The organism is Pseudarthrobacter sp. MDT1-22 (assembly GCF_054511035.1).
Genome location: NZ_JBTNDK010000005.1, coordinates 58,614 through 76,647, shown reverse-complemented (window position 1 = coordinate 76,647; position 18,034 = coordinate 58,614). Strand labels below are relative to the sequence as shown.

At 67.2% G+C, this 18,034-nt stretch carries 18 protein-coding genes; 5 read left to right on the top strand and 13 right to left on the bottom strand.

What is annotated here, in order from left to right:
- Window positions 1–45: 45 nt before the first annotated feature.
- Complete coding sequence (gene trhO / locus ACX80M_RS06000; RefSeq protein ID WP_252603250.1) at window positions 46–939, bottom strand: oxygen-dependent tRNA uridine(34) hydroxylase TrhO; 894 nt, start codon at window positions 937–939, stop codon at window positions 46–48.
- Between the two features lie 52 nt (window positions 940–991).
- Window positions 992–1,450 (bottom strand): hypothetical protein, encoded by a 459-nt coding sequence (locus ACX80M_RS05995; protein ID WP_252614101.1) that lies wholly within the window; start codon window positions 1,448–1,450, stop codon window positions 992–994.
- Between the two features lie 95 nt (window positions 1,451–1,545).
- On the opposite strand from ACX80M_RS05995, the gene ACX80M_RS05990 reads away from it, so the two are divergent.
- The gene (locus ACX80M_RS05990; protein ID WP_252603256.1) at window positions 1,546–2,238 is read left to right on the top strand and encodes a GNAT family N-acetyltransferase; all 693 of its coding nucleotides are present in this window, start codon (window positions 1,546–1,548) and stop codon (window positions 2,236–2,238) included.
- A gap of 27 nt (window positions 2,239–2,265) precedes the next feature.
- Entirely contained in the window at window positions 2,266–4,695 is a 2,430-nt protein-coding gene (locus ACX80M_RS05985) for a DEAD/DEAH box helicase (protein WP_252603260.1), read from the top strand.
- Here the strand turns inward: ACX80M_RS05985 and ACX80M_RS05980 are convergent.
- The 8 genes from ACX80M_RS05980 to ACX80M_RS05945 form a co-directional block, all read right to left on the bottom strand.
- Window positions 4,668–5,027 carry an Rv3654c family TadE-like protein gene (locus tag ACX80M_RS05980; RefSeq protein WP_252603263.1) on the bottom strand — a complete coding sequence of 120 codons (360 nt, stop codon included), beginning with the start codon at window positions 5,025–5,027 and terminating at the stop codon, window positions 4,668–4,670. The genes ACX80M_RS05985 and ACX80M_RS05980 overlap by 28 nt on opposite strands.
- The gene (locus ACX80M_RS05975; RefSeq protein ID WP_252609804.1) at window positions 5,024–5,479 is read right to left on the bottom strand and encodes a TadE family type IV pilus minor pilin; all 456 of its coding nucleotides are present in this window, start codon (window positions 5,477–5,479) and stop codon (window positions 5,024–5,026) included. Before ACX80M_RS05975 ends, ACX80M_RS05980 begins: the two co-directional genes overlap by 4 nt.
- A 71-nt stretch (window positions 5,480–5,550) precedes the next feature.
- Complete coding sequence (locus ACX80M_RS05970; protein ID WP_252603269.1) at window positions 5,551–5,913, bottom strand: DUF4244 domain-containing protein; 363 nt, start codon at window positions 5,911–5,913, stop codon at window positions 5,551–5,553.
- A 173-nt stretch (window positions 5,914–6,086) separates the two neighbouring features.
- On the bottom strand, window positions 6,087–6,695 hold the full coding sequence (locus ACX80M_RS05965) for a type II secretion system F family protein (RefSeq protein WP_252609803.1): 609 nt from the start codon (window positions 6,693–6,695) through the stop codon (window positions 6,087–6,089).
- The gene (locus ACX80M_RS05960) at window positions 6,692–7,573 is read right to left on the bottom strand and encodes a type II secretion system F family protein (protein WP_252603276.1); all 882 of its coding nucleotides are present in this window, start codon (window positions 7,571–7,573) and stop codon (window positions 6,692–6,694) included. Before ACX80M_RS05960 ends, ACX80M_RS05965 begins: the two co-directional genes overlap by 4 nt.
- Window positions 7,570–8,823 (bottom strand): TadA family conjugal transfer-associated ATPase, encoded by a 1,254-nt coding sequence (locus ACX80M_RS05955; protein WP_374209914.1) that lies wholly within the window; start codon window positions 8,821–8,823, stop codon window positions 7,570–7,572. Before ACX80M_RS05955 ends, ACX80M_RS05960 begins: the two co-directional genes overlap by 4 nt.
- A complete protein-coding gene (gene ssd, locus ACX80M_RS05950) occupies window positions 8,820–10,061 on the bottom strand; it encodes a septum site-determining protein Ssd (RefSeq protein ID WP_308293032.1) in 1,242 nt (413 codons plus the stop codon). The genes ACX80M_RS05955 and ssd overlap by 4 nt, the downstream gene beginning before the upstream one ends.
- 116 nt (window positions 10,062–10,177) lie before the next feature.
- Window positions 10,178–10,393, bottom strand: a complete 216-nt coding sequence (locus ACX80M_RS05945; RefSeq protein WP_252603279.1) for an AsnC family protein — start codon at window positions 10,391–10,393, stop codon at window positions 10,178–10,180.
- A 96-nt stretch (window positions 10,394–10,489) separates the two neighbouring features.
- On the opposite strand from ACX80M_RS05945, the gene ACX80M_RS05940 reads away from it, so the two are divergent.
- Both ACX80M_RS05940 and ACX80M_RS05935 read left to right on the top strand, forming a co-directional pair.
- On the top strand, window positions 10,490–12,202 hold the full coding sequence (locus tag ACX80M_RS05940) for a bifunctional 3'-5' exonuclease/DNA polymerase (RefSeq protein ID WP_252614102.1): 1,713 nt from the start codon (window positions 10,490–10,492) through the stop codon (window positions 12,200–12,202).
- Between the two features lie 30 nt (window positions 12,203–12,232).
- Entirely contained in the window at window positions 12,233–12,535 is a 303-nt protein-coding gene (locus ACX80M_RS05935) for a YegP family protein (RefSeq protein ID WP_308216222.1), read from the top strand.
- A 116-nt stretch (window positions 12,536–12,651) separates the two neighbouring features.
- Here ACX80M_RS05935 and ACX80M_RS05930 read toward each other — a convergent pair whose 3' ends face one another.
- Genes ACX80M_RS05930 through ACX80M_RS05920 form a run of 3 tightly spaced genes read right to left on the bottom strand, consistent with a single transcriptional unit; the run spans window position 12,652 to window position 15,466 of the window.
- The gene (locus ACX80M_RS05930; protein ID WP_252600344.1) at window positions 12,652–13,329 is read right to left on the bottom strand and encodes an NUDIX hydrolase; all 678 of its coding nucleotides are present in this window, start codon (window positions 13,327–13,329) and stop codon (window positions 12,652–12,654) included.
- Window positions 13,326–14,150: an endonuclease III gene (gene nth / locus ACX80M_RS05925; protein WP_252609799.1), complete on the bottom strand. Its 825-nt coding sequence runs from the start codon at window positions 14,148–14,150 to the stop codon at window positions 13,326–13,328. The genes ACX80M_RS05930 and nth overlap by 4 nt, the downstream gene beginning before the upstream one ends.
- Before the next feature lie 8 nt (window positions 14,151–14,158).
- Complete coding sequence (locus ACX80M_RS05920) at window positions 14,159–15,466, bottom strand: hypothetical protein (RefSeq protein WP_252609797.1); 1,308 nt, start codon at window positions 15,464–15,466, stop codon at window positions 14,159–14,161.
- Between the two features lie 405 nt (window positions 15,467–15,871).
- Here ACX80M_RS05920 and acs point away from each other — a divergent pair, with 405 nt between their 5' ends.
- Entirely contained in the window at window positions 15,872–17,881 is a 2,010-nt protein-coding gene (acs, locus tag ACX80M_RS05915; RefSeq protein ID WP_459309239.1) for an acetate--CoA ligase, read from the top strand.
- Window positions 17,882–18,034 lie beyond the last annotated feature (153 nt).

The following is an 18,034-nucleotide window of genomic DNA, read 5'->3' as shown; positions in this document are numbered from 1 at the left end:
CAGCCAGCCGGCTCTGAACCGGCAGCGGGGCTCAGACCATGCAGCTCAGGCCACGCAGCCTTCGGGGCAGCGCAGCGTCTCCGGGCTGGCGGCACACTCGGCGCAATACAAGGTCAGCGTGCGGCAGCTCGGGTTGGAACAGTTCTCGAACTTGCTGGTGGGCGCGGCACAGCGGACGCACTCACCGATGGTCTTGGCGTCCTCGCTGAATTCCAGGTGCATGCGCTTGTCGAACACGTAGAGCGAGCCTTCCCAGAGGCCCTGGTCCTTGAACGTTTCGCCGTAGCGGACGATGCCGCCGTCGAGCTGGTACACCTGCTTGAAACCGCGGTTCACCATCAGACTGGAGAGCACCTCGCAGCGGATGCCGCCGGTGCAATAGGTGACCACCGGTTTGTCCTTGAGGGCGTCGTACTTGCCGGAGTCGAGCTCCTTGATGAAATCGTGGGTAGTGGCCACGTCAGGGACGATCGCGTCCTTGAACTTGCCGATCTGGGCCTCGAAGGCGTTGCGGCCGTCGAAGAACACCACGTCCTCGCCGGCCTGTTTGGTGGCCTCCACCAGTTCGTGCAGTTCCTCGGGCTTGAGGTGCGTGCCGCCGCCCACCACACCGTGCTCATCTACCTTGAGTTCGCCTGGCGCGCCGAAGGAGACGATCTCGTCCCGGACCTTAACGCTCAGCCGCGGGAAGTCCTCCGCGCCGCCGTCGGACCATTTCACGTCGATGCCGTGGAATCCCTTGTATTCGCGTGTGGTCTTCACGTATTGCTTGACGGCGCCGATCTCGCCGCCCACCGTGGCGTTGATGCCGTCCTTGGAAAGGAGGATGCGTCCGGTCAGCCCGAGTTTTTCGCACAGGGCACGCTGCCAGAGCCGCACCGCGTCCGGATCAGCGATGGGGGTAAAGCCGTAAAAGAGCACAATTCGGTTCAAAGCCACGTATTTAAGGGTACTGGGTTGCCGGAGAACGGACCCGCCGATTGGCCGGGGGCTAAGGCTGCGCCGCTGCGATGGCGGCGTCGCACCTGTTCAGGGCGGTTTCGGCCGTCCGGTACCCCAGGACGACGACGGCGAACGGCACCGCGGTTGCCGTCACGGCGGCCCCGAAAGCACCAGCGCCATTGTTGAGGGCGAGTTCTGCCGCACCGTCACCAACGAGGCGCGGCACCACAAACAGGACCACGGCAGTAAGAAGCCCACCAAGTCCCGGCCGTTGCGCTCCTTCGGGCTCGGAGCGTGATCCCAGAAAGTCCAGCGGGCGCTTCGAATTCCGGTAGGTCAGTGCGCCGGCCACCAGCGGGACGAGCCCGCCGGCAAGCCAGACCCAGTAAGCCACGCCCGTGGCCGTCTCCCAATACCTGGCGCCGCCCACCATGGCCACCATTAAGGCGACACAAACCAGCAGGGACAGCGGAAAAGTGTTCTTGGACGGTTCCTTGGCGGCGGGCATGCCGTCAGTCTTGTCCTGTCACGATTGCATAGGCAAGTCACATCGGGGGCACCCTACCCCTGTTGCTTGTGTCGGGGCTGGAATACTCTCATGACATGAGTCCGGACGCCTTGGTTGAAGACATCACACGCCTTCTTGAAGTCTGGGTAGCTGGCTGGGCCGGCTGCCGCGGTTACCAGACCTCAGTTGAGGGCCGCTTCCCCGCTGCACTGCGGGCCGACACCTCCGGGGAGTGGGAATACTTCGCCCATGACCCCTCCGAGAATGAGTTCGCTGCCCTGGCTGCGAAGACCGCCGAGGCCCCGGCCAGGGTCCTGACCATCCTCACCAATGATGTTGCCCGCTTCAGTGCACTGGCCCAAAAACACGGGCTGAACGTCACGTCCGCATCGCAGGCCATGATGATTGTGGACATGGCCACGCAGGATACGGAAGATCCGTGGCTCTCCGACGACGAATTGAACCTGGTCACCTCCCAGCTCGACGGCGTCCACCACGCAGTGGTCCGCTCGAGTGACACTGTAGCGGCGAGCGGCAGGGCTTTTGTGGTGGGCGAGACTGCAGTGTTCGACAAGATTGTGGTCCAACCCGCGTTCCAGCGCCGCGGACTGGGCAGCTTCATCATGAAGGCCCTTGCGGCGCAGGCCATCGGACCGTACGTGGAGAACGGCCTGCTGCTGGCCTCGATCGACGGCCAGAAGCTGTATTCCCACTTGGGCTGGTCAACTGTTTGCCGCGTGCTGATGCTGTCCACGTCCGACGAAGGCGCAGACCTTTCCGTGGGGTGATTTTTCCTCGGGTGAAAGAATGTTGGGGTGAACCCCCATGACTCCCTGATTCCATTGCTGGGCCGAGGCCCGGACCCGGAACAGCTGCGTCATGTCCGCACCATCCCAGCCCGGCAGGCAGTCCACGAACCGTGGCCAACGTGGGCGCACCCGGATCTGGTGGCCGCTTATGGCTCCCTGGGCATCCACGAGCCGTACCGGCACCAGATCCAAGCCGCCAACCTGGCCCACGGCGGCGAGCACGTGGTCATCGCCACCGGCACCGCCTCCGGAAAGTCCCTGGCCTACCAACTGCCGGCACTTGACGCCATCCACCGCTCCGAACTGCGCGTCCTGTCCGAACCGGGAAAAATCCACGACGACGGCGCCGTGACACTCTACCTCTCCCCCACGAAGGCTCTCGCTGCCGACCAGCTCGCAGCCATCCGTTCCCTGAATCTGCCCACCGTACGGGCCGAGACGTACGACGGCGATACCGAACCCGCGTCCCGCCGGTGGATCCGGGACCACGCCAACTTCATCCTGGCGAATCCGGACATGCTCCACTTCGGCATCCTTCCCAATCACGCCTGGTGGGCCAGCTTCTTCCGGCGGCTGCGGTACGTGATTGTGGATGAGGCCCACAGCTACCGCGGGGTGTTCGGCTCGCACGTGGCCAACCTGATGCGCCGGCTGCGACGCATCTGCGCGTACTACGGTGCCGGGACCACCCACCCCGGTCCGGTGTTCATCGCCGCGTCTGCCACGGCATCTGAGCCAGGCTCATCCTTCGGCCGCCTGATCGGGGCGCCGGTCCGGGCCGTTGCCGAGGACTGCTCGCCGCACGGTTCCACTACGGTGGCTTTCTGGGAGCCTGCGCTGACCGATCTCAAGGGCGAGAACGGCGCCAGGGAACGCCGCACCGCCGTTGCTGAAACGGCCGATCTGCTGGCGAACCTGGTTTCGTCCCGCATCCGGACCATCGCCTTCATCAAGTCCCGCCGCGGTGCGGAGACAATCGCTTCGATCACCAAGCGCCTTCTGGACGAAGTGGACCCCAGTCTTCCCCAACGCGTGGCCGCCTACCGTTCCGGCTACCTTCCGGAAGAACGCCGGGCCCTGGAAAAGGCACTCCGCTCCGGCGAACTGCTGGGTGTCTCCAGCACGTCCGCCCTTGAACTGGGCATCGACATTTCCGGGCTGGATGCCGTCCTGGTCGCGGGCTGGCCAGGCACCAGGGCGTCGCTGTTCCAGCAGATCGGCCGGGCTGGGCGCGCGGGCCAGGATGCGATTGCCGCGTTTGTGGCCAGCGATGATCCGCTCGACACCTACCTGGTGAACCATCCCGAGGCGATTTTCGACGTGTCGGTGGAGGCCACCGTCTTTGATCCCTCCAATCCCTATGTGCTGGGGCCCCATCTTTGTGCCGCCGCCGCGGAGCTTCCGCTGGGCGTGGCTGAGCTTGGCCTGTTCGGCGGCACAGCAGAGAAGTTGTTAGGGCAGCTCGTGGCGCAGGGCTATTTGCGCCGCCGGCCGGCGGGCTGGTTCTGGACGCACTCCCAGAGCGCTGCGGCCATGGTGAACCTTCGTGCCGACGGAGGCGGACCGGTGAGCATCGTTGACGCCGACACCGGCTCCCTCCTCGGGACCATGGATTCGCCCCAGACGCACTACCAGGCGCACACAGGTGCCATCTATGTGCACCAGGGCGACAGCTATGTGGTGGAGGACCTGAACGAAGACGACCACTGCGTGGTGGTCCGGCGCGCCAACCCCGACTACTACACAACGGCCCGGGACGTGACCCAGATCGAAGTGCTCGAAACACTCCGGACCGAGCACTGGGGCGATATCGCCGTCCACTTCGGTGATGTGAAAGTGACAACACAGGTGGTTTCCTTTCAGCGCAAGGCCTTGATTTCAAACGAAATCCTGGGCGAGGAGCCGCTGGAGCTGGGCGCCCGGGACCTGTTCACGAAGGCCGTCTGGTTTGTGGTGGAGAACCGTTCGCTGACGGGCGCCGGGCTCATCGAGGCGCAGTTCCCGGGGGCCCTGCACGCCGCCGAACACGCAGCGATCGGCCTGCTGCCGCTGGTGGCCTCCAGCGACCGCTGGGACATCGGCGGAGTATCCACCGCCATCCACGCCGACACCGGCGCGCCCACCATCTTTGTGTACGACGGGCACCCCGGCGGTGCCGGCTTTGCCGAACGGGGCTTCGACAAGGCAAAGGTGTGGCTCTCGGCGACGCGCGACGCCATCAAGGCGTGTGAATGCGAGTCGGGCTGCCCGTCCTGCGTCCAGTCCCCCAAATGTGGGAACAAGAACAATCCGCTGGACAAGGCTGCCGCCGTCACGCTCATCGACGTCCTCCTTAAAGACGCGCGCGAAAGGCCTCTCCGCAGTGCGGAATTCCTGGCGAGCACGGAGCCGTTCAGCACCACAGGCGCTCAGGGCGGCGGTCCGGCCCGCGCCTGACCGGTTGCGGCGCCAACCAGTATGCGTGCATTTAGCTCCGTTCGGACCATGACGGTCTGGCCGGCCCCTTCCGTACAGCTGACGAGGGCCGCCTCATGGCGGCCTGCTACCTCGGCGGCCACCGTGCAGGGGTCTCCCGGAGTGATCCCGCGCAGGGCATCGGCCGCGGCAAGGGCAGCGAGGTCCGCCGCTGCCGCTGCCCTGCTGGCCATCACCGCGGACTGTGCGAACAACAGCATCAGGGCCATCGCCATGATGACAACCAGCGCCAGTCCCGCAGCCAGTACTGTTCCCGAACCGCGCTCCGGGTTGTCCCGGAATTGCCTGTTCACAACGGCGCCTCCTCCGGGGCCCCGACCGGCTCCAACCCCGGAGTGGCCGCGGCAGCCGGCGTTTCGCTCCGCGTGGTGGCCTTGGCCGTGAGGGTCCAGAGCACAGTTGCCCCCAGCGGTCCGCCCACACCGTCAGCCACCGTAACGCTGAGCCACTCGCCGTCAGACGCAACGGACGCCGTTGCCGACGTCCCCGCCAAGGTCCTGACGATCCCCTGCACTGCGGCCGGGTCCTCGCCGCGGGCCAACGCCCTGGCGCCGGCCCGCGCCGCCTCCTCGAGCCTGAGCTGCGTGACGCCCGCGGAGGCTCCTGCCAGGAGCAGTGCGAGGAGGAACAGTACTGCCGGCAGCGCTACCGCGAACTCCGCCGTCACGGCGCCATGGGCATTCCCCGGCCCACGGCGCCAGCGACGGAGTGCGGCCGCCGGTCCCAGCGCCACGCGGCTTTCCACGCCTTGGTTCCGGAAGCGGCCACAGCGGCTGCTCCGGCCATCAGCCCGTGGCAGCGCTGCCGGCGGCAGACTCATGGCAAGGCCAGCGCCGTGCGGATGAGGTTCAGCAGGAATCCGCGCACTTCGTCGCTGCGGAGAATGAAGACGAGAAGTCCGGCGAAGCCAACCGCGGCAAGGGTAGCTATGGCGTATTCGGCCGTCGCCATTCCGGCCTCTGAAGCTGTGAGCCGGGGCCGGCGCTTTTTCGCCTCGCTGGCACCGGGGTATAGCTCCACGACGTTGCCAACGGCCTCTGGGGCCACCTCCCGTTGGCAGGTACACGCGCCCAGTCCTGCATTGGCAAGTACTACGGAGTCCCATGCGGGGGTCCCCGCAACTCCCGTGCTGAGCTCCGGCGCAGGGGCGGCGGAAAGGCTGTTTTGGATGATGGTCATGGTGACGGTTTCCCTTCTGTGCTCCGGCCGAGTTGCCGGCTGATTTCGACTCTTCCCGGCTCCGCAGATCTCGGTAAGTGCAAACATCCCGTAAGTGGATAAGCGCCGCTTTGAGCGGATTGTGGAGGACGGGACGGGGTGTGGAGGAATGGACCGTAGCCCAAATCCCGCGGTCAGGACCCGGACGGCACCAGTGCCAGCAGGACCGGGACTACGCCCAGGCAGATGAAGGCCGGGAGCGAGCACAGGCCCAGCGGAATGACCAGCTTCACGCCGAGGGAGGCCGCCCGTTTCTCCGCAGCGCGGAATCTTTCCCGGCGCAACCTCGCGGCCTGTGCGTAAAGGATGGCCGACGACGGCGCTCCGGTCAGGGCGGCGAATCCCAGTGCGTCACGCAATTCCAGGATTACAGGAAGACGGACTTCGGAACTGCGCCAGGCTGTCTCCCAGTCGGCTCCGATGGCGAGCGCAGACACCACCGGACGCAGCGCCTTGCCGTAGTCCGCGGAGGCCGAGGCCGCGACGAGTTCCAGGGACCGGCCAATGCCAGACCCCGCGTCCAGCATCGCGGCCACGAGCTCAAGCATCATTGCCGTGTCGCGCAATCCGTGAAGGCGGCCGCCTTGAGTGAGTGCTTCATCGGCCCCATGCGGCCCGGCGCCCACGTCCCCTCGCAGCCTGAGCAGTCGCTTTCGGACTCGGCTTGGCTGCGAAAGGGCAAGGCAGGCGGCAGCAGCCAGAACAACGGCCGAGGCAAGCCCCGGCACAAGAATGTCCGTCATGGCACACCGGCCCCGGCGGCAGCACCGACCAGGCGGGCGGACCAGATTCTTCCGGTGATGGTGAGGCCCACGCCCGCGGCGAGGGCCGCCAGACCCAGCGGGGTCCCGATCAGGATGGCCAGGGGATCCACGCCCAACGCCATTCCCAGGCCCAGTCCCATCAGCGGGAGCCAGGTCAGGAGACCTACCGTGGCCTTGGGCCCGGCGAGCGCTGTCTGCCGTGCGGCCTCGGCGTCGTCTTCCACTTCCAGTTGGGCCGCAAACCTCGCCAGGACGTCCGCCAGTGGACAGCCGCTGGCTTCGGCAATGTCAAAGCAGGCGGCCAGCTCACACCAGATCCGTAACTCCCTGCTGTCGGCGCGCGAAAACTCCGATTGCACGGCCTTCCGGATCGCCTCCGACACGGGTGCGCCCCGGAACGCTGCTGCCCGGACGGCGCCAAGCATCACCAGGGAACCTGCGCTGAGGCTCGGACCGCTGCGCCCGGCCGCTGACCCGCGGATTGGTTCCGCCCGTCCGCCAAGGTCCTGCGATGCGCGTGAACCTGCACCCGTAGTTGCGGAATCTGGCTCCCGACGGCCACCGTGGACCAGCCACAGTTCATCCCATAGCCGTGCCGGAGTGCGGCCGCCCTTCAGCAGCGCAGCAAGCTGCTGCACCACAAGGGTCAGTGACAGGTCATTCCGTTCCGGTCCGGCACGGAGCGACCTGCGCCACGAGCCGCCCGTCCTGGTGCCACCAGCCCCGCCCTGAACCCGAGAGGCGAAGCCTGGTCCTGCACTCCCCACGGCCCGCCGGAAACGGCCTGTGGCACCGCCGGGCGGGCTGAAGAGCAGCACGACCGCCAGCACGAGGACCACGGCCAGCAGAAGGGTCATACGGCGGCACCCGCCTCGAGGGACAGTCCCAGCCGCTTGCTCATCGCCTCCCAGGCTGGACCGGTGCCGACCTGGCCGCGTCTGGCCTCCAACGCCGGAACCACGGTTAGACCGCCGGGACCGTCCTGCACCACGCCCACGCAGGCAACATGCCGCCCGTGGCCGGACCGCTCCACGTGGACCACAACGTCCAAGGCGCTGGCTGCCTGCAGCCGGACCGCGTCCTGGCCCATGCCTGCCAGTGCTCCCAAAGCTGTCAGGCGGGCCGGGACAGCGGTGGCAGCGTTCGCATGGATGGTCCCTCCCCCGCCGGTGTGGCCTGTGTTCATGGCGGTCAGGAGTTCCCGCACCTCGGCCCCACGGCATTCCCCCACCACCAGCCGGTCCGGCCGCATCCGCAGTGCCTGCCGGACGAGTTCGCCGAGATCCACTTCGCCGCCGCCTTCGAGGTTTCCGTGACGGGACTCCAGCGACACAATGTGCGGATGGACGGGGTTCAGTTCGGACGCGTCCTCGATCAGGACCAGCCGTTCCGCCGGGGAGCACAGCCCCAGCAGTGTGGACAGCAACGTGGTCTTTCCGGAACCCGTGGCCCCGCTGATCAGGAAACTCAGCCGCTGCTCAACAACCCGTTCAAGGACCTCCTGGACCGTGCTGCCGAACATGCCGCCGGCACGGAGTTCGTCCATGGAGAAGACCTGCTCCCGCCGGATGCGGACGCTCAGCAAGGTGCCGGCGGTGGAAATCGGCGGCAGGACGGCGTGGACGCGGTATCCGCCCTCAAGCCTGACATCAACGCACGGGGACCCGTCGTCCAGCCGCCTGCCGCCGGCGGCCACCAGCCGCGATGCCAAGGCCCGCACCTGTGCCTCGCCGGAAAACGAAACCCCTGCCGGTTCGAGGCCCTGACCCCGGTCGATCCAGACCGAGTCCGGGGCGTTGACGAAGATGTCGGTGACGTGCACGTCCCGCGTCAGTTCCTGGAGTAGGCCGAGCCCGTTCAGCTCGGCGCTGATCCGTTCCACGGCGGCAAGGGAGCCGGCAGTCCCCAGCAGCCGGCCGGTGGCCTGGACGGCGGCGGCAACCCGGGACGGGGTGACAGGTCCGGCGTCGGCCATGACTGACTCACGGACGGTTTCCAACAGTGCCGAATCCAGAAAGCGCGGATCCAGGACACGGGCCTGCCGACGGCGTGCCCCCGTCCGCTGGTCCTGGGGCGACGGCGGCGGGACTGGCCGCTGCGCGCTCACGGCAGGTCTCCGACAGGGATCTCGCCGTCCAGCAGATCGAGCACTGAGGCGGCAAAATGCCTGACACTCCGTCGTTTGCCCACGTCAAGGAGCCTGCCGTTTTCCCCGGCAGCCGTAACGCCGCGCAGCTCCGGAACGCGGCCCTGGACCGGCAGCCCGACGGCGTCCGCAATGAGTCCGGCGTCCAGCGCGGCACCGGCCTTGCCCCGGACCAGGAGGGCTGCCTCAACCGGCGGAAGCTCGTGCAGCAGCCGGGCCGTGGCCACCGCTGCCTTCAGCTGCGCCGGAACAACCACCAGGATGCGGTCACAGTCCCAGGCAAACATACGCACGGGTTCGGTGCCCCGACCGATGTCCACCACCACCAGTTCATAGCCCCGCCGGCCCGCATCTAGGACGCCGCCGGTGGTGGCGGCATCCACCGGTGCCTGGCGGTCGCGGCTGCCGGGCCAGGACAGGAAGGAAAACCCGCCGGCTACCGGCAGTGAGTCGGCCAGCTGCTCGGGATCGATGCTTCCGCTCGCGTCGGACAGGTCAGGCCAGCGCAGCCCCGGCGTCTCCTCAGCTGCCAGCGCCAGTTCCAGGCCACCGCCCCACGGGTCGCCATCAACCAGCAACACGCGCACACCGAGCCCGGCTGCCGCCTGGGCGATCCAGATTGCCGCGGTGGTGGCACCGGCACCGCCGCAGCCCCCTGTTATCCCGAGGACCAGTCCTCCCGCTTCGGGTGACCGCGACCGGCTCAGGTACTCTGCCAGCCAGGCCGCGGCATCCGGAAGCACCGCCACCCGCTCCGCTCCGAGGGCTGTGGCCAGGTGCCAGAGACTGTCCCCCTCCCCGTTCAGGCCCACCAACACGGCAGGGGCCCGCCGCCGCGGCGGCAGCTCGCGGACATCGCTCCCCACCAATACTGCGGCCGCGGCGTCCCAGTACTTGGCGGCATTAGCCACGTCCGCCACCACCCGCAGCTGGCCGCCAGCGGCAGCCACAATCCGTTCCACTTCGCCCTGCAGAAAGTCGTAGCCGGTGACCAGGAGGACCTCGGCACCAGCGGGGTCCGGCAGCCAGGCTCCCGCGGCCTGTGCCGAGGCAGGCGCACAGGACGTGGAACCACCGGACCTGGAACCACGGGCCTGGGAACCACCGGGTTCAGATCCTTGGGGAGGGGAGGGCCGGGCACGGGACAGCTGGGCGGAAGGCCGCTCGGAAGGGGGTGGCGATAGCTGGTGCCTGCTCATGCAGCAACTCTCCACCGAACTCAAGGGGGAGAAACAGGGCCATGCCACCGTATGTGGACAACTCCATCCACCCGGCCGATAGGCCGGACAGAAAGACGGGCCGAACGGCCGGGCCGTTACTGCTTCCCGTATTTGCGGTGGACGGCCTGCTTACTGACCCCAAGGCACAGGGCAATGGCTTCCCAAGACAGACCGGCCTGCCTCGCCTTGCGAACCAGGGCCGCTTCGGCGCGGCGGACCTCCTTCTGCAGTTCCGCCACTGCGTACAGCGCTTCAGCGGGACCTTTCCCGTCCATTGATGCGACCAGCGTTTTCATCCTTTCTACCTCCATTCGTCAACTTTAGTTGACGAATGGAGGGGCGTCAACATATATTGACGGCAGGGGATTGGGGCTTGAATGTCCCCGCCACAGGGCAGAATTGGACCTATGTATCTGCTGCTCGCCGCCCACGCCCACGGCACAGCCCTCCAGCAGGTCACCCAGGCGGGCGATCCCCACCCCGACCGCCCCGAACCGCGCCTCATCAGCGCAAGCGAGCTGGCCGGCGTCGTTCGCCAGCTGGAGAACCGGCCCCGCGAGGCGCCGCCCCGCTGGATCTGGAACCGGACCCAGGACTGGTACCCCGCCCTGCTGGCGGCCGGTGTGGAACTGGAGCGCTGCTATGACCTCGGTCTGTGCGGCAATATCCTGGCGTATTCGCAGTTCACTGCCCACACGGAGTACGCGCGGAACGCCGACAAGGAATCGTTGGACGATCCCCAGGAGACGCCCCGCGCCCTCCAGCCGCCGCCCCCGCCGGCGGATCAGGGCGCCCTCTTTGACGATGTCCGCCACCGCGCCCCACGGCAAGGCCTGGCGGAGCTCCGCGCAGAATACGCCGCCCAGCAGGCTGCCCTGGCCGATGCGCCTCCGGACGAAAACAAGCGGAAGCGGCTCCAGCTGCTGCTGGCCGCCGAGTCCGCCGGCGCCATGATCGCCGCGGAGATGCAGCACACCGGCGTCCCTTGGCGCGAGGACCTGCACGAGCAAATCCTGGCCGGCCACCTCGGGCCGCGCCCGCCGTCCGGTCACCGCCCCGCGAAGCTGGAGGCCCTGAACACCGAACTGCGGGGGCTGCTCAACTCGCCCGGACTGAACCCGGACTCGCCGCAGGAACTGATGCGCGCCCTGCACCGCAACGGCATCGAGGTGAAAAGCACGCGGCAGTGGGAGCTGATGGAGTCCAGCCACCCCGCCATCGAACCGCTCCTCGCCTACAAGAAACTGTCCCGCCTGCACACCGCCAACGGCTGGGCCTGGCTGGACGCATGGGTAGCCAAGGGCCGCTTCCAGCCCGAGTATGTTGTGGGCGGTGTGGTGTCCGGCCGCTGGGCCTCGCGGGGCGGCGGGGCCCTGCAGATCCCGCGGCAGATCCGCGGCGCCGTCCATGCGGATCCCGGCCACAAGCTCATCGTCGCGGACGCCTCCCAGCTGGAACCCCGCGTGCTGGTGGCGCTGGCGCAGGACTCCAAAATGGCGGAAGCAGCGCGCGACCAGGACCTGTACGCCGGCATCGCCGCCCAGGGTTTCGGCGGCGATCGCGCCAAGGCGAAGGTCGCCCTCCTCGGCGCCATTTATGGCGCCACCACGGGCGAATCGGGGCGCCTGATGCCGCAGCTGGCACGGACCTACCCCCGCGCCGTCGGCTTTGTGGAGCAGGCGGCGCGCGACGGCGAGGCTGGCGGCACCGTGACCACCCGGCTTGGCCGGAGCAGCCCGCCCCCGTCGGAAGGGTGGTACCGGAGCCAGCAGTCGGCCACTGCCGAGGAGCAACGCCGTGCGGAATCCATTGCCCGTTCCCGCGGCCGCTTCACCCGCAACTTTGTGGTGCAGGGGTCCGCCGCTGACTGGGCGGCGTGCTGGCTGGCGGAATTACGACGGCGACTGCGGGCCTTGCGTGCCGACGGTTCCGTTCAGGCGGAGCTGGTGTTCTTCCTGCATGACGAGGTGATGGTCCATGCCCCCGAGGCTGGCGTCCAGGCCTGCATCCGGGTCATCGAGGAAGCTGCCGCCGCCGCGAAGGAACTGCTGTTCGGCCCCATCCCGGTGGAATTCCCTGTCAGCGTGGCCGTGGTGGACTCCTACGACCACGCAAAATAGCAAATTCGGTTAGCCGGAAGAAACCTACCCGTGAGTAGCTGGTCGAACCGCTGTGACCATGATTACATCAGTGCAGGACTGAAGCAGACGGTCCAGCTATTCATGCAAAGACGCATATCAGGGGAGATCCGGCATATGGCTGGCAGGTTTGAAATACATCGCGTAAGTGACGAGTGCTATCGGCTGAGGCTCACCGACTCAAACGGGAATATCGTGGCAGTTTCGCCCGACTTCAAGCATCTCGGTGCACTGAAGGACGGCATCAATGCACTGCGTGAAAACGCGGCCACCGGCATTGTCATTGATCTTCGGCAGCAGCCGATCGCCAGCTAAGCCGGTGTGCGCCAGCTCAGCCGGCGCACACACTCATGGTGCACACCCGGCGGGCTCAGTCCCGCCGGGCCACACCGACACTGCGAGCTACCCCGAACCTAGAAGCTACACCGACGTTAGAAGACCACCTCGTGGAGCCGGGTCCGGTCCCACGGCACGGCCCAGCCCAGCTGCTCAAAGAGTCCATCCAGAATGATCCCGGTGAAGCCCCAGACCAGCACGCCGCTGACGGCGAAGGCGGGGCTGCTGAAGGTCCTGCCATCGCGGCTGACCGTGGCTGTCACCCGGTTGGCCGGGTCCAGCAGGTCCCGGACTGGGATCCGGAAAACCTGGGCGGATTCGGCGTAGTCCACCACGTGCACCGGCGACGGCGACGCCCACCATCCGAGCACCGGCGTCACCAGGAAGTTGCTGCGCGCCAGCCCAAGCTCCTGCAGCACGCCCAGGACCTCCACACCGGAGGAGTCCAGTCCGGTCTCCTCCTCGGCTTCCCGAAGGGCCGCGGCAACCGGGGTTTCGTCCTCGTCGATGGAACCGCCGGGAAAGGCGACCTGGCCGGGGTGGGAATCCAGGGTGTGCGCGCGTTCCAGCAGCAGGACATCAAGATCCGCCGCGGCCAGGGGTTTGCCGGAGGCCGCGGGAACGTCGTCCAGCACACCGAAAAGCATCAGGATTGCCGCCTTGCGGGCTATGGTTTCATCTACGGTCAGTGCCGCCCAGGCAGTGTTCGGCGCGGTGACGTCGCCGCTGTCCGATCTGCGCACCAGGTCGATCAGGTCCTGGCGTGCGCTCACGGGAGCCGCCTCTGCGATTCCATCCGGATTTCAGCGGCGCGGTGCGTCTCGGCCAGCAACCGTTCCAGGAGGCTTTCGCTCCCGGGCGCCAACTCGTATTTAAGGAGTTTGGCAGCTTTGACGGGGTCAGTCTCGCCCAACCCGTAGCTGGGGCACCAGTTCGCTACCGGACACGCGCCGCAGGCTGGCTTCCGTGAGTGGCACACACGCCGCCCATGGAACACCACCCGATGCGAGAGCATGGTCCAGTCCTTGCGCTCAAACAGTTCAGCGACGTCGAATTCGACCTGTAGCGGGTCCTCGGACGCGGTCCAGCCGAAGCGCCGTGCGAGCCGGCCGAAGTGGGTATCCACAGTGATCCCGGGGACGCCGAAGGCATTGCCCAGCACCACATTGGCGGTCTTACGCCCCACTGCCGGCAGCGTCACCAGGTCTTCCAGACGGCCGGGGACCACGCCGTCGTACTCGTCCACCAGGCGGGTGCTCAGGGCCAGCACGCTCTTCGTTTTGGCCCGGAAAAAGCCGGTGGGCTGCAGGATCGCTTCCAGCTCGGCGGGATCGGCCTCTGACATGGCCCGGGCGTCCGGGTACCGCGCGAACAGGATCTTGGTGACCCGGTTGACCAGCACATCGGTGGTCTGGGCCGACAGGACGGTGGCCACGACCAGTTCAAACGGGTTTCGGAAATCCAGCTCCGCGTGGGCATAGGGATACTTCTCCGCCAGGGCCTTGTTGATCCGCCGCGCCCGGCGCTTCAACGCCAGCAAAGACTCCGGGGCTGTTGTGGCCGGGCCGGATCCGGGTCTACGGGACGTGGCCACGGGGCCGGTTAGCCGCGCTCGATGTTGCTGAGGTCGCGCAGCACGCCCACCCGTCCGTCGGTGTGCTGGACCAGGAATTCGTGGCCCCGGTCTTCCAGGGCCAGCACCCAGCCGCCCGGTTCAATCACAAAGGCGGGGGCGCCGGTCTGGGGGTCCACCGCGGTCCGGTGCTGTGCCACGGCAAACCAGAACGCCTCATGCGCAGGCTCTTCGTACGATTCTTCCGGCCTGGATGCCGGATCCACGGTGGCGCCGATGGGCTCCACGCGGCGCACCTGCTGATGCACGGCCGTCGCTGCAGGTTCCGCGGCAGACTGGCGAGCCGAGGCAGCGACGCCTGTGCCGGCGTCGTGGGTTGCTGCCTCAGGGGCAGCGGCGGCGGACGCCGTAGGGGTCGGCGCAGGGGCAGCCGCAGCCGCCGTCGGGATGTCACCCGCAGACGTCTCCGCAACGGCGGGCGCCGTGGAGGTGCCCGTCGCTGGAGGGGAAGGCACGACGTCGGCCGCCTGGGTTGCGGGGCTCGCGTCACCGGCAGCGGACCACTCGGTGACCTCCGGGGCGGAAGAGACGGCTGCTGACGCAGCCGGTGAGGTGGGCGCGGCGGAAAAGGCCCCGGCTGAAGCGGTGGGGGTGGCGGCACGCGCAGAAGTTGCCGCCGCTGAAGATGCGGCAACAGGCGCGGAAGCCTCCGGAACGGGCGTGGTCGCAGCCTTGGGTTCCTTGGGCGTGTGCGGCTTGGGCAGCGGGACAGCCGAGTCGCGCGCCATCACGTGGGCCGGGGTTTCGTCGCGCCCCAGGAAGTCGCCGGCGAAGTACGGAATGAAGCGGCTCAGCACGGTGCCCGCGAACAGCACGACGGAACCCACCAGGCCCACCAACAGGCTGGGCACAAAGGCCGCGGCCGTGGAAACGAAGAAGAACGCCAGTGCAAAGGAAGCCACCACAGACCCAAACTGGTCAACGGACAGCGAACCGATGCGGACCCTCGTGGCGGGAGCGAGCCGGCGGGCAGCAAAGAGTGCCGTGACAATCAGCGGCAGCACAATGCCGAGACCCAGGAAGAACAGGCTGCCTGCATTCCAGAGATTAAACCGGCCGAAGAAGATGGGCAGCAGCGAGGCGACCAGCAGAATGAGGGTGGCGGCGAAAACCGTCAGGTCCCGCAGCGTGAACGGACCCAGCACGGCCTGGTTGGTGGTGCCCGGCTTGGCGCCGGCCGGCTTCTGCACGCCCTTCGCTGAGCCGCCTCCCGGGGTGCTGCCAGGCCCTGCCTCGGTTGTGCGACCAAACTTCCGGCCGAAGCTTTGCTGGTTCATTCTGTACTCCTTAGCGTGGCGGCACCGGGACGGTTCCGTCCCAAAACTGTGCCGTCCGAAACGGCGGAAACGGCCAGGCCCGGCAGCGATACACCGGATCCGACAGCTCCGTAGAAAGTCACAATTCAATCTCAGCCTAGTCAACCGCATGGCCGATCACTAGCTGATCCGCAGCGGCGGGACGCCAGTGGGCAGGGTCCTTTAACCATTCACCGCTAAATAAATGCCGTTCGTGGGGGCCTTTGTGACAGCGAACACATCGCGGCCCCGGCGCGTATTAGGCTTGATTCCGGAACAGCTCTTTGCGGAATGTCCGTGATCGGCCGCTACCCTGCCGCGCAAAGCGGCGGAGCACGGCCGGGCGACGGCAGCCGCTAAAAAGACCGATGAATGATGAGGTTCACCATGTCTCAGGACACTCCCGGCTCCACGGCCACCGCTCCCGCAGCTTCCGTGCAGACCGACCAGCAGGGCGACGCCTTTGAAAACCTGCTGCACGAAAACCGTACTTTCGCCCCCAGCCCCGAATTCGCTGCCGACGCCGTTGTCACCGCCGCTGATTATGCAGAGGCCGACGCCGGCCGCCCGGCTTTCTGGGCGAAGAAGGCCCGCGAACTGCTCACCTGGAGCAAAGACTTCGACCAGGCGCTGGACTGGTCCAACCCGCCGTTCGCCAAATGGTTCGTGGGCGGCGAGGTCAACGCCGCGTACAACGCGCTGGACCGCCACGTGGAGAACGGCCTCGGCGGCCGTGTGGCCATCTACTTCGAGGGCGAACCCGGCGACACCCGCACGTACACCTACGCCCAGCTCACTGAAGAGGTCAAGAAGGCCGCCAATGCCTTCGAGTCCCTCGGCGTTGGCAAAGGTGACCGGGTGGCCGTCTACCTGCCCATGATCCCGGAGGCCATCATCACGCTGCTGGCCTGCGCCCGCATCGGTGCCGTGCACTCCGTAGTGTTCGGCGGCTTCTCCGCCGACGCCCTGCGCTCCCGGATCGAGGACGCCGAAGCCAAGCTCGTCGTCACCGCGGACGGCACCTATCGCCGCGGCAAGCCCAGCGCGCTGAAGACCGCCGTGGACGACGCCCTCTCCGTCGACGGGCACACGGTCCAGAACGTTGTGGTGGTCAAGCGCAACGGCCAGAACGTGGACTGGCACGAAGGCCGGGACCACTGGTGGGCGGACACCGTGGAGCTGGCCTCCGCCGAGCACAAAGCGGTGGGACACGACTCCGAACACCCGCTGTTCATCCTGTACACGTCCGGCACCACGGGCAAGCCCAAGGGCATCCTGCACACCACCGGCGGCTACCTCACCCAGGGCGCCTACACCCACAAGGCCGTGTTCGACCTCCACCCCGAAACGGATGTCTTCTGGTGCACGGCCGACGTCGGCTGGGTCACCGGCCACACGTACGTCGCCTACGCCCCGCTCATCAACGGCGCCACACAGGTGATGTACGAAGGCACCCCGGATTCCCCGCACCAGGGCCGCTGGTGGGAGATCATCGAGAAGTACAAGGTCTCCATCCTGTACACCGCCCCCACGGCCATCCGGACCTTCATGAAGTGGGGACGGGACATCCCGGACAAGTACGATATGACCTCCCTCCGGATCCTCGGTTCCGTGGGCGAATCCATCAACCCGGAAGCCTGGATGTGGTACCGGGACGTCATCGGCGGCAACAAGGCACCGATCGTGGACACGTGGTGGCAGACCGAAACCGGCGCCCAGATGATCGCACCGCTGCCCGGCGTCACCGCCACGAAGCCCGGCTCGGCCCAGACCCCGCTGCCCGGCATCGCGGTGGACGTCGTTGATGAGCAGGGCGAATCCGTGCCGGACGGCCACGGCGGCTTCCTGGTGATCCGGGAGCCCTGGCCCGCCATGCTCCGCGGCATCTGGGGCGACCCCGAGCGGTTCAAGGAGACCTACTGGTCCCGCTTCGAAGGCATGTACTTCGCTGGCGACGGCGCCAAGAAGGACGAGGACGGCGACATCTGGCTCCTGGGCCGCGTGGATGACGTTATGAACATCTCCGGGCACCGGCTCTCCACCACCGAGATCGAATCCGCCCTGGTCAGCCACCCCTCCGTGGCCGAAGCCGCCGTCGTGGGCGCCGCCGACGAAACCACCGGCCAGGCCGTCGTCGCGTTCGTGATCCTGCGCGGGGACGCCGTGGACAAGGGCGAGGCCACCATCCAGGAACTCCGCAACCACGTAGGCAAGGAAATCGGGCCCATCGCCAAGCCCAAAACCATCCTCGTGGTCCCGGAACTGCCCAAAACCCGCTCCGGCAAGATCGTCCGCCGCCTGCTCAAGGACATCGCCGAAGGCCGCGAATCCGGCGACGCCACCACCCTGGCCGACACCACAGTGATGCAGCAGATCGCGCAGTCGCTCAGAAAGTAACAGCCGCCTCACCACCCAGTCCGACGCCATCGAGTGGCCCCGATTCTCCCGTCCCACGGGAAAATCTGGGCCGCTCGCTGTTTGGGACGATTCAAAAAAATCAACCCCAAGAATGTTATTTCCCGTTCTTCCATGTTCTGTTTTGAACGTTTA